The 13,980-nt window shown below is 65.0% G+C and carries 13 protein-coding genes; 4 read left to right on the top strand and 9 right to left on the bottom strand.

The genetic code is table 11. From position 1 onward, the window contains the following. Nucleotides 1-2: 2 nt before the first annotated feature. Together ABSG20_RS16660 and ABSG20_RS16655 are read left to right on the top strand one after the other, a co-directional pair. Entirely contained in the window at nt 3-1,163 is a 1,161-nt protein-coding gene (locus tag ABSG20_RS16660) for a CaiB/BaiF CoA transferase family protein (RefSeq protein WP_423865610.1), read from the top strand. Continuing rightward, nucleotides 1,160-2,104, top strand: coding sequence for a hydroxymethylglutaryl-CoA lyase-like TIM-barrel protein (locus ABSG20_RS16655; protein WP_423865609.1), 945 nt, complete (start codon nt 1,160-1,162; stop codon nt 2,102-2,104). Before ABSG20_RS16660 ends, ABSG20_RS16655 begins: the two co-directional genes overlap by 4 nt. A gap of 267 nt (nt 2,105-2,371) precedes the next feature. Here the strand turns inward: ABSG20_RS16655 and ABSG20_RS16650 are convergent, their stop codons facing one another. Next, complete coding sequence (locus tag ABSG20_RS16650; protein ID WP_423865608.1) at nt 2,372-3,346, bottom strand: YiiX/YebB-like N1pC/P60 family cysteine hydrolase; 975 nt, start codon at nt 3,344-3,346, stop codon at nt 2,372-2,374. Between the two features lie 352 nt (nt 3,347-3,698). Between ABSG20_RS16650 and ABSG20_RS16645 the strand changes: the two genes are divergently transcribed. Then, nucleotides 3,699-5,138, top strand: a complete 1,440-nt coding sequence (locus ABSG20_RS16645) for a flavin monoamine oxidase family protein (RefSeq protein ID WP_423865607.1) — start codon at nt 3,699-3,701, stop codon at nt 5,136-5,138. Nucleotides 5,139-5,220: 82 nt separating this feature from the next. Here the strand turns inward: ABSG20_RS16645 and ABSG20_RS16640 are convergent, their stop codons facing one another. The 7 genes from ABSG20_RS16640 to sppA form a co-directional block, all read right to left on the bottom strand. Further along, complete coding sequence (locus ABSG20_RS16640) at nt 5,221-5,991, bottom strand: sulfite exporter TauE/SafE family protein (protein ID WP_423865606.1); 771 nt, start codon at nt 5,989-5,991, stop codon at nt 5,221-5,223. Between the two features lie 34 nt (nt 5,992-6,025). Beyond that, nucleotides 6,026-8,467, bottom strand: coding sequence for a phenylalanine--tRNA ligase subunit beta (pheT, locus tag ABSG20_RS16635; protein ID WP_423865605.1), 2,442 nt, complete (start codon nt 8,465-8,467; stop codon nt 6,026-6,028). A 139-nt stretch (nt 8,468-8,606) separates the two neighbouring features. Continuing rightward, complete coding sequence (gene trpB, locus ABSG20_RS16630; protein WP_423865604.1) at nt 8,607-9,824, bottom strand: tryptophan synthase subunit beta; 1,218 nt, start codon at nt 9,822-9,824, stop codon at nt 8,607-8,609. Nucleotides 9,825-9,831: 7 nt separating this feature from the next. Beyond that, nucleotides 9,832-10,494 carry a phosphoribosylanthranilate isomerase gene (locus ABSG20_RS16625; RefSeq protein WP_423865603.1) on the bottom strand — a complete coding sequence of 221 codons (663 nt, stop codon included), beginning with the start codon at nt 10,492-10,494 and terminating at the stop codon, nt 9,832-9,834. A gap of 58 nt (nt 10,495-10,552) precedes the next feature. Continuing rightward, the gene (locus tag ABSG20_RS16620; RefSeq protein WP_423865602.1) at nt 10,553-10,915 is read right to left on the bottom strand and encodes a lipopolysaccharide assembly protein LapA domain-containing protein; all 363 of its coding nucleotides are present in this window, start codon (nt 10,913-10,915) and stop codon (nt 10,553-10,555) included. 37 nt (nt 10,916-10,952) lie between these two features. Beyond that, nucleotides 10,953-11,258 (bottom strand): integration host factor subunit beta, encoded by a 306-nt coding sequence (locus tag ABSG20_RS16615; protein ID WP_423865601.1) that lies wholly within the window; start codon nt 11,256-11,258, stop codon nt 10,953-10,955. Nucleotides 11,259-11,430: 172 nt separating this feature from the next. Continuing rightward, nucleotides 11,431-12,411 carry a signal peptide peptidase SppA gene (gene sppA, locus ABSG20_RS16610; RefSeq protein WP_423865600.1) on the bottom strand — a complete coding sequence of 327 codons (981 nt, stop codon included), beginning with the start codon at nt 12,409-12,411 and terminating at the stop codon, nt 11,431-11,433. A gap of 78 nt (nt 12,412-12,489) precedes the next feature. On the opposite strand from sppA, the gene ABSG20_RS16605 reads away from it, so the two are divergent. Further along, complete coding sequence (locus tag ABSG20_RS16605) at nt 12,490-12,630, top strand: hypothetical protein (RefSeq protein ID WP_423865599.1); 141 nt, start codon at nt 12,490-12,492, stop codon at nt 12,628-12,630. An 88-nt stretch (nt 12,631-12,718) separates the two neighbouring features. Here ABSG20_RS16605 and ABSG20_RS16600 read toward each other — a convergent pair. After that, on the bottom strand, nt 12,719-13,980 hold a 1,262-nt coding region (locus tag ABSG20_RS16600; protein ID WP_423865598.1), incomplete at its 5' end, for a 30S ribosomal protein S1.

Genomic DNA, 13,980 nt, shown 5'->3' with positions numbered 1-13,980 from the left:
GGGTGGTCGAAATGACCCACATGGTGATGGGGCCGGCCTGCGGCATGGTGCTGGCCCAGCTCGGCGCCGAGGTCATCAAGGTCGAGCCCTCAGGTGGCGACAAGACCCGCAGCCTCGGCGGCATGGGAACGTCGTTCTTCCCGCTGTTCAACCGCGGCAAGCGCAGTGTCGTGCTCGACTTCGCCAAGCCCGAGGACCGCGAAAGCATGCACCGGCTATTGGCCAGCGCCGATGTGTTCCTGGAGAATTTTCGCGATGGCCAGCTTGAAAAGCAGGGCCTCGGCCTTGCGGAAATACGCCGCAGGCATCCGCATCTGATCACAGCCGGCCACAAGGGCTTTCTGTCCGGCCCCTACGAGCATCGTCCGGCGCTCGACGAAGTCGTGCAGATGATGTCGGGGCTCGCCGCCATGACCGGAACCAAGGAGAAGCCGCAGCGGGTCGGATCCTCCGCCAACGACATCATGGGCGGCATGTTCGGCGCGATCGCGATCCTGGCTGCGCTCTACCAGAAGCGCGGCGGCGGAGGCCCCGCGGATATCCGCATCGGCCTGTTCGAAAACTGCCTGTTCCTGGTCGCCCAGCACATGGTCCAGTACGAGATGACCGGCATCAAGCCAAAGTCGATGCCGGAGCGCGAGCATGCCTGGCCGATCTACGACATTTTCGAGACCGCAGGCGGCGAGCGCGTCTTCATCGGCGTCGTGACCGAAGGCCATTGGCAGAGCTTTTGCCAGGAGTTCGGCCTGCAGGAACTGTTGGAGGATCCTGCCCTGCGCACCACCACCGACCGCATCCTGGCGCGATCGAACATCATTCCGCGGGTCGCCGCGGTGATCAAGGGCTGCAACGCGGCGGAGTTGTCGGCCACCCTCGACCGGCTCAATATCTGCTTCTCGCCGATCAATCGCCCCGAGGATCTGCTCGACGATCCGCATGTGTTGCGCCCTGGCGGCATGGTGAATGCGACCAATGCCGATGGCGAAGCCTTCCGGGTGCCCGCGCTTCCGGTCGAGTGGAACGGCGCCAGTATCGGCGACGGCCTCAAAGTGCCGGCGCTCGGCGCCGATACGGCGGCGGTTCGGGCCGAGCTTGCGGCCCGCGACGCATTGGCGGCCGACGAATTTTCTTCAACCGGCAAAACTGCTGCGAGCATGGCATGACCCGCGTTCACGAGATTTATCCCGATGGCCGCGTCAGTCTGCGCGAGGTGGGCTTGCGCGATGGCCTTCAGCTCGTGAAGACCTTTCCCTCTACCGTGGCGAAACGGCGCTGGATCGGTGACGAATACGCCGCGGGCGTGCGGCATTTCGAGATCGGCTCGTTCCTGCCGGCCAGCACCTTTCCGCAGTTTGCCGACGTCCGCGAGCTGGTCCGGACGGTGGCGGAGCTGCCGGGCGCGCATGGCATCGCGCTCGTGCTCAACGAGCGCGGCGTCAACGAGGCGCTGGCATCGGGCGTTGCCGAGATCGCATCGGTGGTCTCGGCCACCGAAGAACACAGCCAGGCCAACGCCAAGCGGTCGCGCGAGGAGGCCATCGCCAATATCCGAAGGCTGTGCGAATGGCGCGATGCGAGCGCGCACAGGCCGATCGTGCATGCGGCGATCTCGATGGCGCTGGGCTGTTCGATCGCAGGCCCGGTCGATCCGCTGGAAGTGATCCGGATCGCGGAAAAATGTTTTGCCGCCGGCGCCGACGTGGTCGGGATCGCCGACACCGTCGGTTATGCCGGCCCGAAACAGGTCGGCGCGCTGACCGAGGCCATCGTCAAGATGTCGGGGCATCCAGTCTGCGTGCATCTGCACGATACCAGGGGCATGGGGATCGCCAATGCGTCGGCGGCGCTGGATGCCGGCGCGCGCATTCTCGACGGCTCGCTCGGCGGCCTCGGCGGCTGTCCGTTCGCGCCGGGCGCCACCGGCAATGTGGTGTTCGAGGACCTGGTCTTTCTGTGCGAGAGCAAGGGCTTTGCCACCGGCATCGATATCGAAAAGCTGGTCGCGGTGCGCGCGATCCTGCGCGAGGCAATGCCGGGTGAGCCGCTCTACGGGAGTCTCGCCCGCGCCGGACTGCCGGCCTGTAAAACCAGCGTCGCGGCCTGACCAGCCGATGCGCCTCTGACCCTGCGCAGGCGTTCGCTCCCGCCGCCGAAAACGGCCCCAGCATGGGGGGGCATGCTGAGGCCGTCGTTCATCGGAAGCCTTGGGGGGATGGCGTCCGGCATTGCATCAACAATTCAATGAGAAATTTGTTCCGGTTCCGGCTCCGATCATCTGCGCAACTGCCTCCGCATCATGCAGCGGTGCTCGGCGGCAGGAAATCGTCGACGCCGCCGACAGTAATAACAATACCCGCGATCAACAGGGCCATCAGTGAGGGAGCCGCGCCGTCCGCGCTCCCCTCCCCCCGCGCAGCGGTGCGGAGGGAGCCTGCCCCGGACTTGATCCGGGGTCGGGGGTGGGGGGTCCTTCGGCATGAACCGCTGTCACTTCTTCAGCCGGAAGCGGCGCTTCCGGGTCAATCGCTTCAGGAACAAGCGCCGGCGAGCGGATCGTTTCTGGAAACGGTCCGAACTCGCCCGCCACCTCCCGGAGCGGCTTTTGCTTGTCGGCCCAGTGCAAAGCCGTGTAGTCGAAGCCGTGCACGATGGTGGGTTTGACGATTTCGAAGTAGGGCGAGATGTCGAAATCCCTGGGCATATAGAGCGAGGAATCGCGGATGTGCAGGATCTCGCGCCGGGCCTGCTTGGAGCCGGCGCGGGTGATCTTGGGCAAGATCGGATAGCGCACGGCGTCGAAGGCCTGCGCGATCAAGGCCGAGCAGATGATCTTGGTGGGATCGCCGGAGCCGAACGCGATCATGCGCCGCCGCCAGCGCTGCGGGATCGGCAGCGGAACGAGATAACGCATGAGGTCGAGGATGTTCTTGGTGTCGTAGCCGAAGCCGATGCGGTTGATGGCATAGCGGCACACCGTATGGCGGTCTTCGTAGGACAGCCCGACCGGCCGGCACAGCCTGGTATGATAGGGAAGATATTTCGACAGCGGCGCCGACGTCACGCCTTCGCCGATATTGGCCTCGATCAGGACGTGGCGCTCGCCATCGGCTTCTTCGACGCCGTCGATCGGGCCGACGTAAAGTGCGGCATGCGACCAGGTCGACTGCGTCAGGTATTTGATGATGCCGGAAACCCGATTGTTGCCTTCGACCAGGAGCACGTCGCCCGGTTCGATAACGCTGCGCAAATGCTCAGGGTCGCTCGGCGTGAACGGCTCGTAGCCCGGCACTTCCTTCTGCAGGTAGCCCGCGATCACCTTGCCGACGGTATCGAGCACAACGCCCATGACAATCGTTCCCCCAGCTGCCTTTCTGACCTTACTTATTGCCTCATCATGGTCGAAAGCCGTTGCAATTTAGTTCATGGCTTGGCCGGATCAATCATCAAAGATTTACCATGGGTGTTGCCGCCCGGCCGCCAATGCGGCAAGTTCGCGGCGGTCCGGAAATCGTGAAATTGGCTGTCCGCGCGGCGACGTTGAGTACGGTTCGGACCCGCGCCGGCACTGGAAACCCCTGATTCCAGATTGGTTTTGGTTGAGAACATCGTATGGCAGGGTGTGGGGCGAAGCTGACGCGAACGAACCAACCACCACGCTGGGTTGCTGCTGCATTTTTCAAAGTTCCGGAAACCATGAAATGACACTGACGCGCCGGGGTTTCCTTTCGGCGTCCGCGGGGCTCGCGGCCGTGCCGGCGCTTTGCGCCGGCGCCTTTGCGGCGTCCGCGCCGCGCCAGGCCGACATCGTCGTGATCGGAGCCGGCGCCGCCGGCATCGCCGCGGCGCGGCGCATCATGGCGGCGAACCGCAAGGTGATCGTGGTGGAGGCGACCGGCCAAGTGGGCGGTCGCTGCCTCACCGACAGCGCGACCTTCGACGTGCCGTTCGATCGCGGCGCACGCTGGCTGCATAATCCCGAGACCAATCCGGTGACCCGGCTCGCCCGCATGGCGGGGCTTGATGTCTCCCCGGTGCCGCTCGGCCAGAAAATCCGCATCGGGCGGCGCTTTGCGCGGGCTGGGGAAACCGAGGAGTTTCTCGCCGCTTTGGTGCGCGCAAACCGGGCCATCGACGACGCCTCGCGCGGCAAGACCGATGTCAGGACCGATGTCTCCTGCGCTTCCGTCATGCCAAGGGATCTCGGCGACTGGGCCGGGACGACCGAATTTACGCTCGGCGCCAATGCCACCGGCAAAGACCTCAGGGATATCTCCGTCATCGACAAGGCCCGCGCGCAGGAGCGCAATGCCGCGGTCGCCTGCCGCCAGGGCCTGGGCGTCGTGATCGCGAAGCTTGCCGAGCAGGTGCCGGTGGCGTTCTCGACGCCGGCCAGTCGCATCAGCTGGAACGGACGCGATGTCACGGTGGAGACTCCGGGCGGCAATATCGCCGCCCGTGCCGCCATCATCACGGTCTCCAGCAATGTGCTGACCGCCGGCGGCATCAAGTTCACGCCTGAACTACCCAAGCGCCAGCTCGATGCCGCAGCGAAGCTCAGCCTCGGCAGCTACGACCGCATCGTCCTGCAATTGTCGGGCAATCCGCTGGGGCTCGCCCGCGACGACGTCCTCATCGAGCAGAGTAGCTCGACGCGGACGGCGTTGCTGCTCGCCAACATGGCGGGATCGTCGTTGTGCTCGATCGATGTCGCCGGTTCGTTCGGCAGGGATCTCGCAGCGCAGGGCGAGGCGGCGATGATCGCCTTTGCAGTGGAATGGCTGACCAGAATGTTCGGCAGCGAGGCGGCCGCGGCCGTCAAGAAATCGAGCGCGACCCGCTGGAACGCCGCGCCGTTTGTGCAGGGCGCGATGTCCGCAGCTGTGCCGGGCGGACAGGGATCGCGAAAAATCCTGACCGAGCCGATCGGCTGCCTGTTCCTGGCCGGCGAAGCGACCCACGAAACCCTGTGGGGGCGGGTGGATGGCGCGTGGGAAAGCGGCGAACTGGCGGCGGAAGCCGCGCTGCGAAAGATCGGCGCGCTGCGCGTTGGCGAACCGGAGCCGGCCCCGTCGCGCGCACCGAAGCGCCGGCGCGCGGCCCCGATCAGGTCCGCGCTGCCGGGACCGCGGATCAATTGAGCTCTGCCTAACCGGCGAGTTATCCAGGTAGTAAAATACCTCTACTTTGTTGTTTTGCGGTATTTAACAGGACAGCCGACCGTCACCGCAGCATGCCGTCCAGCGCGGGCAATCCGATGATCACGGCTGCAGCGATCAAGCCGTAGCAGATGCCGCGAAACAGTTTTTCGCTGGCACGGCCGAACAGCTGCGCGCCGAACCAGACGCCAAGCGCATAGACCGGACCGACCAGCAGGGAGAATCGGATCGCGTCGGCGGTGATCAGCCCGGACCACCAATAGCTGACCGCGGAACAGAAGTCGGAAGCCCCGAAAAACAACAGGATGTTGGCGCGCGCAATCGCCTGGGCGATCGGCCGGCCGAGCCAATAGCCGACGATCGGCGGGCCGCCGGTCTGCGCCAGTCCGCTGCAAAAGCCCGACAAGCCGCCGACCGCGACGGAAACCCAGGAATGCTCCTTGCCCCGATAGCGCCAGCCCGAGAGCAGCAGCATCAGGAGCGCGCCCACGAAGGCAGAGATGATCCAGCGCGTCGTCACCGGATCGAGCCGGCTCAGCAAGTAGGTCCCGATGGGCACGCCGACCACCGCGCCGGACACCATGACCGCGGTCGCCTTGCGGTCCGCCTGCTTCCACGCGCCTGGAACCAGCGGGGCTGCGGCGACCAGATCGATCACCAGCAGCAGCGCGGCGACCAGCCGCGGCGCCGCCAGGCTGCTCGCCAGCGGCATGAAAATCAGCGCCGAGCCGAACCCGGAAAAACCGCGCGCCGTTCCCGACACCAGCGCGATCGCGGCGATGGCGGTGGCGTCGATGATGCCGACATCCGCAGGGATCAGGCCGGTCAGGCTCATGCCGCGAACGTCGGCAGCCTGATGCCCCGCGGTGTCATCCGCGCAACGTTCCGCCGGTCTTCCTGTTCACTTCAGTCACGATCTTTGCCGCCACCGCGTCGATCTCCTGGTCGGTCAGGGTTTTTTCGCGAGGCTGGATCGTCACTGCAATGGCGATCGACTTCTTGCCGTCGTCGATGCCCTTGCCTTCGTAGACGTCGAACACGGTGACATCGGTGATCAGCTTCCTGTCGGTGCCTTGCGCCGCGCGCACGATATCGCCGGCCCTGACACTGCGGTCGACGATAAAGGCAAAGTCGCGCGACACCGGCTGGAACGGCGAGAGTTCGAGCCCCGGCTTGGCGCGGGTCGGCTTCGGCCTGGCGTCAGGAATGCGGTCGAGGATCACCTCGAACGCGATCATCGGGCCGTCGGCGCGCAGCACATCGAGCGCACGCGGGTGCAGCTCGCCGAAATAACCCAGCACATTTTGCGGACCGATCTGGATGGTGCCGGAGCGGCCGGGATGCAGCCAGTCCGGGCCGCCGGGCACCACCTGCAGCGCCTGCATCGGCGCGCCGGCGGCCGCGAGCGCCGCGAACGCATCGGCCTTGGCGTCGAGCGCGTCCGCCACCGCCGAGCCGCTCCAGTGCCGGCCAATACCCGCAGACGAGGCATAGCCGTGGCGAATACCCGCGGCTGCGATCAGTTCATCTTCCGGACGGTCGCCCGTGAAGACCTGGCCGACTTCGAACACTGCGAGATCGGAAAAGCCGCGGTCGACATTGGCCTGTGCCGCGGTGACGAGACCGGGCACCAGGCTCGGCCGCATGTCGGACATATCCGCCGCGATCGGATTGGCAAGCGACAGCTCGGGATGACCGCGGCGGTTGGCCTCGGCCTGGACCGCCAGATCGCGGTCGAACAATTCGGCCTGCGGCTTTGCGATGAACGACCACGTCACCGCCTCGAGCATGCCGCGCACCGCCAGCGCGCGCTTGGCGCGGCGGGTGCGCAGCTGGATCGGGCTGAGCACCGGCTTGCGGGCGAGGTCGCCGCGCTCGAATGGCGTCATCGGCACCTTCTCGACGCCGACCATGCGCACCACCTCCTCGACGATATCGGCCTTGCCATGGACATCGCTGCGCCAGGTGGGCACCGCGACCTTCACCACCGGGCCGGGGCCGGCCATCATGAAGCCGAGATGGCCGAGGATGCGCTTCATCTCCGGCAGCGGCACGTCGATCCCGGCGAGGCGCTTGACTTCGGTGAGCGGAAAATCGATCACGCGATCGTCGCCGAAGGCGTTGCCGACCACGACGTTGTCCGATGGCATGCCGCCGCACAATTCCATCACCAGCCGCGTCGCCATCTCGAGCCCCGGCACCATGAAGGCCGGATCGACGCCGCGCTCGAAGCGATAGCGGGCGTCCGAATTGATGCCGAGTTTGCGGCCGGTCTGGGCGATGTTGATCTCATTCCACAACGCCGATTCGATCAGCACGTCGGTGGTCGCTTCCGAGCAGCCGGAGGCTTCGCCGCCCATGATGCCGGCAAGCGACTCGACGCCGGCATCGTCGGCGATTACGCAAACCTGGCTGTCGAGCGTGTAGCTGCGGCCGTCCAGCGCCAGCAAGCTCTCGCCTTCGCGGGCGCGGCGCACCGTAAGATGGCCTTTCACCTTGGCGGCGTCGAACACATGCAGCGGCCGGGCGCGGTCGTAGGTCATGAAGTTGGTGATATCGACCAGCGCGTTGATCGGTCTTAAGCCGATCGAGCCGAGGCGCTGCTGCAGCCATGGCGGCGACGGGCCGTTTTTGACGCCGCGCACCAGCCGCAGCGCAAAGCCCGGACAGAGCGCCTTGTCCTCGACCGCTACTTTCACCGGGCAGGGGAATTCGCCCTTGACCGGCTTGATCGCGGGGTCCTTGAACTTGCCCATGGCGGCGGCGGAGAGATCGCGGGCGATGCCGTGCACGCCGGTGCAATCCTGCCGGTTCGGCGTCAGGTTGATTTCCAGCACGGGATCACCTAGCCCGGCCCACTCCGCGTACACGGCGCCGACCGGCGCGTCGGCCGGCAGCTCCATGATGCCGTCGTGATCCTCCGAGATCTGCAGTTCGGCTGCGGAGCACAGCATGCCGCGGCTTTCGACACCGCGAATGGTGCCGACGCCGAGCGTGATGTTCTTGCCGGGAATGAAGGTGCCGGGCGCGGAGAACACGCTGATCAGGCCGGCGCGCGCATTCGGCGCGCCACAGACGACCTGCACCGGCGCGCTTGCCTCCCCGGTATCGACCATGCAGACCCGCAAGCGATCCGCATTGGGATGCTGCTCGGCCGAAATCACCCGCGCAATGGTAAAGGGCGCCAGCGCCTTCGCCTTGTCGTCGATGTGCTCAACCTCGAGCCCGATCATGGTGAGCTTGTCGGCGAGCTTTTCGACCGGCTCGTCGGTGTCGAGATGCTGTTTCAGCCAGGACAGGGTGAATTTCATGGCTGGGTGCTTTCATCCGACGGCGCTGGCGCGGTGCTCGCCACGTCGGCGGTCCGCTCGCGCTTGCGGGGCAGTGTCAAGGTTAGCGTCAGGGTGGGGGTGCCACACGGCGGAGCCACGCCGGTTTGAGCCAACGCCGTCACTTCGTCTTCCCCCGCAGGATATCCGCCACTTGCGGGATGTCCTTGTCGCCGCGGCCGGAGAGATTGACCACCATCAGATGATCCCGCGGCCGCTGCGGTGCGAGTTCCATCACCCGGGCGATGGCGTGAGCCGGTTCCAGGGCCGGAATGATGCCTTCCAGGCGCGATAGCAATTGGAAGGCCGCGAGCGCTTCGTCGTCGGTCGCCGAAAGATATTTCACCCGGCCGGATTCATGCAGCCAGGAATGCTCCGGGCCGATGCCGGGATAATCCAGTCCGGCCGAAATCGAATGCGCGTCCTGGATCTGGCCGTCATCGTCAATCAAAAGATAGGTGCGGTTGCCGTGCAGCACCCCGGGCCGGCCGCCGGCGATCGAGGCCGCGTGCCGCTGCGTCAGCCCGTGGCCCGCCGCTTCGACGCCGAAAATCTCGATCGTGGGATCGTCGAGAAAGGGGTGGAACAGCCCCATCGCGTTGGAGCCGCCGCCGATACAGGCGATGAGCGAATCCGGCAGCCGGCCTTCGGCCGCCTGCATTTGCGCGCGGGTCTCGACCCCGATCACGGACTGGAAGTCGCGCACCATCATCGGATAGGGATGCGGGCCGGCGACGGTGCCGATGCAGTAGAACGTGTCGTGCACGTTGGTGACCCAGTCGCGCAGCGCGTCGTTCATCGCGTCCTTCAGCGTGCGCGAACCCGATTGCACCGGGATCACCCTGGCGCCCAGCATTTCCATGCGGATGACATTGGGCTGTTGCCGCTCGACATCGACCGCGCCCATATAGACTACGCAATCGAGCCCGAACCGCGCGCACAGCGTGGCGGTGGCGACGCCGTGCTGGCCGGCGCCGGTCTCCGCGATGATGCGCTTCTTGCCCATGCGCCGCGCCACCATGATCTGGCCGAGCACATTGTTGACCTTGTGCGAGCCGGTGTGATTGAGCTCCTCGCGCTTGAAGTAGATTTTGGCGCCGCCGAGATGTTCGGTAAGGCGTTCGGCGAGATAGAGCGGCGACGGCCGGCCGACATAATCCCGCAGGTAGCCATTCATTTCCGTCGTGAAGGCCGGATCGGCCTTGGCGTCGGCATAGGCCCTTTCCAGGTCGAGGATCAGCGGCATCAATGTTTCGGCGACGAAACGGCCGCCGAAAATGCCGAAATGCCCGCGCTCGTCGGGCCCGCTGCGGAAGGAATTGGGTTTGGCAAAGCTCATCGGATCATCAGCTCGCGGCGAGAGGTGAAGAGAGCGCCCGCGCAGCGCGAATGAAATCGCGGATCATGTCGGGGTCCTTGATGCCGGGCGCGCGCTCCACGCCGGAGGAAACATCGACGCCACCGGCACGGGTGATGCGAACGGCGTCGGCGACGTTGCCGGCATTGAGGCCGCCCGAAACCATGAACGGCAGGGCGAGATCGAGATTTTCCAGCGCATGCCAGTCGAACACAGCGCCAAGACCGCCGGGACGGGTGGCTTCCCGGGGGGCGCGGGCATCGAACAGGACGCGATCGGCGATGGCGGCATAGCCCGGCAGCGAAGCGAGATCGGCGGAGGTCTCCACCGCGAGCGCTTTCATTACCTTGAGCGCGAACTTCTGCTTGATATAGGCCAGCCGCGCCACGGTTTCCCTGCCGTGCAATTGCAGCAGATCCGGCTGCAGCACCTCGACGATATTGGCCAGCGTCGCGTCGTCGGCATCGACGGTCAGCGCAACCTTGATGGCGCGCCGGCGCGCCTGCTTGCCGAGCCCGCGCGCCGTATCGAGGGTCAAATGCCGCGGCGAAGCCGGAAAGAACACGAAACCCACCATGTCCGCGCCCGAATCCAGCGCGACATCGAGCATCTCGGGCGTCGACAGGCCGCAAATTTTAACGATCAGGGACATGCTACAAGGCAGGGGTTCAAGGCTAAGCCGGCTACAGCGGAGGCCGCGTTCTACAACGTCACGCCCTGCTTGTCTCGCCCACCGGTGCCGGGAGGCGCCGCGCATCGTGGCCCGAGGGCGGCACGGCGCTGGCGCGCAGATCGGCCAATTGCGCCCTCGCGGCGTTCGCATCGGCCTCGTGCTGCCGCGCGGAGCGCCGCCAGCGGCGCTGCCGGAACCAGGTCGCGCAGCCGCCCGCCACCACGCCCGCGATCGCCACTGCGATGATCACGACGAACAGCGGCAGCGTGACCGCGACCGACGGATCGGTGGAATTGAACGGATCGAACGATACCGTCACCAGATGACGGTTGGCGACCGCAAAGACCACCAGGACAACGCCGAGCGGAATCACCACCAGAGCCGTGAAAAACTTTCGCATGACCATCTCTCGGCTCTCGATGGAGGTCGGACCGGCTTCAGGCGCCGGTGTCGGGAGCTCCGCCGTCGCGATTAAGCCGTTCGCGCATTTCCTTGCCGGTCTTGAAAAACGGCACGCTCTTCTGATCGACCGGCACATGGGCGCCGGTGCGCGGATTGCGGCCGGCGCGGGCCGGCCGATGCTTGACTGAGAACGCGCCAAAACCGCGCAACTCGACCCGGTCGCCCCGCGCGAGCGCGGCAACGATCTCATCGAGGATCGCGTTGACTATGTTCTCGACATCCCGCTGGTACAGATGCGGGTTGTGCTCGGCGATACGCTGAACAAGCTCGGATTTGATCATAGAAACTGGGACCCGGCAGACTGCGGATAACCATTTCCGTGAAAATGCCTTGAACTGTCAAGACTCTAAATCAAATTTGGACGGCGCGAAAACACGTGACAAACGCTCCGATTGGGTATTGTGAAAACACCCGCTTTGCGGGAGCCCGGTACCCGGACCCGATCCATGGGGTTCAATTGGCGTCCGCGGGTTGCCACAATGCCAGCATTCCATCGAGACCGAGGCGATCGACGGCCTGCGCGACGCCGGCCTGCTCGACTTGCCGTGCAATCGTGCTCAGGCCGAGTGCATCCAGCGTGATCGAAGCCGCCGTGCGCAAGAAGGTCAGGTCGCCGAAGCGCGGCGTCAAATGGAAATCGCGAACCGGCAGATTTTTCTTGACGCCTTTCTGCGCCACCAGCCACGCAACAGCGGCTTTTTCGTCGCCGAGCTGGTCGATCAGTTTGAGGTCGACCGCCTGGCGGCCGGTGAAGACCCGTCCGTCCGCGACCTTCGCGAGCAACGCGTCGTCCATGCCGCGCCGCTCTTTCACCAGGCCGCGGAACCAGGCGTAGGAATCCTGGACCAGCGCTTCAAGCGCGGCGCGCGCTTCCGGACTGGTCGGCTCGAAGCCGTTGGGGGCGGCTTTCAGCGGCGACGACTTCACTTCCTCGACCTTGACGCCGACGGTCTTCATGAGTTCGGTAAAATTCGGAAACTGGATCAGCACGCCGATCGAGCCGACCAGCGAGCTCTGCTGGGCAACGATGTGGTCGGCCGCAATCGCCGTGATGTAGCCGCCCGATGCCGCCAGTCCCTCGACCACCACGACCAGCGGCTTCTTCGCCTTGAGCCGCACCAGCGCGTCGTAGAGCTGTTCGGAGCCGGCGGTGGTGCCGCCGGGCGAGTTGATATGCACGACGACTGCCGCGGCTGCCGATTCTTCCAGTCGTTCCAGGGCTTCGACGCGATCATTGTCGCTGCGGATCAGGCCTTCGATGTGGATCCGCGCAATCGAACCCGAGGTTGTGAACGCGCCCCGTCCCCCCGGCGTCGCAACCACGCCGACGGCGACGATCGCGACGATCGCAACCAATGCCGCGGCCACGCGCCAGAACGTCAGCTTGCGGCGCAGCCTGCGGCGGTCGACGATCACGTCCGAATCAAGCGACATCGAAATTCTCCCGGGAAGCGGTCTTGGGCGCTGGGCACGGTTTTGGCTGCACAGCACTTACATCAATTGCGACGCAATATGAAGAAAACAAGGTCGGTATGTTTCAATCTTGCCGTCATCATGACCGGGATTGTCCCCGCCATTCACGCCCATGTCTCAAGAAAGCAGGACATGGATGCCCGCGACGTCCGCGCGAAGACGCGCTTCGCGCGGGTATGAGGACCGGAGAGTTCGATCTATCGGGCCACGAAACGGACCCCGGGTCGAAACCGGGGTCCCGCTTTGGCCATGACCAGGAAGCCGAGCCTTACTTTTCGTTACGCTGCTTGAGCGCGGTACCGAGGATATCGCCCAGCGTCGCCCCCGAATCGGACTTCTCCTCGGCGACTTCCAGCGCCTTGATCGAGACTTGCACCTTGCGGGCCTTCTTGTCGAACTGGATCACCCGCGCATCGACCTTTTCGCCGACGGCGAAACGCTCGGCGCGCTGATCGGTGCGTTCGCGTGCCAGCTCGGAGCGCTTGATGAAGGTGTTGAAGTCGGTGCCGACGATCTTCACCTCGATACCGCCTTCCTTCACTTCGAGCACCTCGCAGGTCACGACCGCGCCCTTCTTGACGTCGCCCGGCTCGGCGAACGGGTCGCCCTCGAGCTGCTTGACGCCGAGCGAGATACGCTCCTTCTCGACATCGACATCGAGCACCACGGCCTTGACCATGTCGCCCTTCTTGAAGTTGTCGATCACCTGCTCGCCCGGCAGCTTCCAGTCGAGATCGGACAGATGCACCATGCCGTCGACATCGCCCTCGAGACCCAGGAACAGACCAAATTCGGTCTTGTTCTTGACCTCGCCCTCCACCGTCGTGCCGACCGGGAACTTTTCGACGAAAACTTCCCAGGGATTGCGCATGGTCTGTTTGAGGCCGAGCGAAATCCGCCGCTTGACCGCATCGACCTCGAGCACCTGCACCTCGACTTCCTGCGAGGTCGAAACGATCTTGCCGGGGTGCATGTTCTTCTTGGTCCACGACATCTCCGAGACATGGATCAGGCCTTCGATGCCCGGCTCCAGTTCGACGAAAGCCCCGTAGTCGGTAATATTGGTGACGCGGCCGGTGAAGCGCGCGTTGAGCGGATATTTCGCCTCGATGCCCTGCCAGGGATCGTCGAGCAGCTGCTTCATGCCGAGCGAGATGCGGTGGGTCTCGTGATTGATCTTGATGATCTTGACCTTCACCTGCTGGCCGATATTGAGCACCTCGGACGGATGATTGACGCGCCGCCAGGCGATGTCGGTGACATGCAGCAGGCCGTCGATGCCGCCGAGATCGACGAACGCGCCGTAATCGGTGATGTTCTTGACGACACCGTCGATGACCTGTCCCTCTTCGAGGTTCTGCACCAGTTCCTGGCGCTGCTCGGCGCGGGTCTCTTCCAGCACGGTGCGGCGCGACACCACGATGTTGCCGCGGCGGCGATCCATCTTGAGGATCTGGAACGGCTGCGAGTTGTTCATCAGCGGAGCGACGTCGCGGATCGGGCGGATATCGACCTGCGAGCGCGGCAGGA

Origin of the sequence: Bradyrhizobium sp. (assembly GCF_049512235.1) — a bacterium.
Classification (GTDB): Bacteria; Pseudomonadota; Alphaproteobacteria; order Rhizobiales; family Xanthobacteraceae; genus Bradyrhizobium.
This window is presented reverse-complemented; position numbering and strand designations above follow the sequence as displayed.

Coding starts and splice junctions, on each gene's coding strand:
- ABSG20_RS16625 (WP_423865603.1), bottom strand. CDS start 10,494: ATGTCCCTGATCGTTAAAATTTGCGGCCTGTCGACGCCCGAGATGCTC.
- trpB (WP_423865604.1), bottom strand. CDS start 9,824: ATGAGCTTTGCCAAACCCAATTCCTTCCGCAGCGGGCCCGACGAGCGC.
- ABSG20_RS16620 (WP_423865602.1), bottom strand. CDS start 10,915: ATGCGAAAGTTTTTCACGGCTCTGGTGGTGATTCCGCTCGGCGTTGTC.
- ABSG20_RS16645 (WP_423865607.1), top strand. CDS start 3,699: ATGACACTGACGCGCCGGGGTTTCCTTTCGGCGTCCGCGGGGCTCGCG.
- ABSG20_RS16605 (WP_423865599.1), top strand. CDS start 12,490: ATGAAGAAAACAAGGTCGGTATGTTTCAATCTTGCCGTCATCATGACC.
- ABSG20_RS16615 (WP_423865601.1), bottom strand. CDS start 11,258: ATGATCAAATCCGAGCTTGTTCAGCGTATCGCCGAGCACAACCCGCAT.
- ABSG20_RS16640 (WP_423865606.1), bottom strand. CDS start 5,991: ATGAGCCTGACCGGCCTGATCCCTGCGGATGTCGGCATCATCGACGCC.
- ABSG20_RS16655 (WP_423865609.1), top strand. CDS start 1,160: ATGACCCGCGTTCACGAGATTTATCCCGATGGCCGCGTCAGTCTGCGC.
- ABSG20_RS16650 (WP_423865608.1), bottom strand. CDS start 3,346: ATGGGCGTTGTGCTCGATACCGTCGGCAAGGTGATCGCGGGCTACCTG.
- sppA (WP_423865600.1), bottom strand. CDS start 12,411: ATGTCGCTTGATTCGGACGTGATCGTCGACCGCCGCAGGCTGCGCCGC.
- pheT (WP_423865605.1), bottom strand. CDS start 8,467: ATGAAATTCACCCTGTCCTGGCTGAAACAGCATCTCGACACCGACGAG.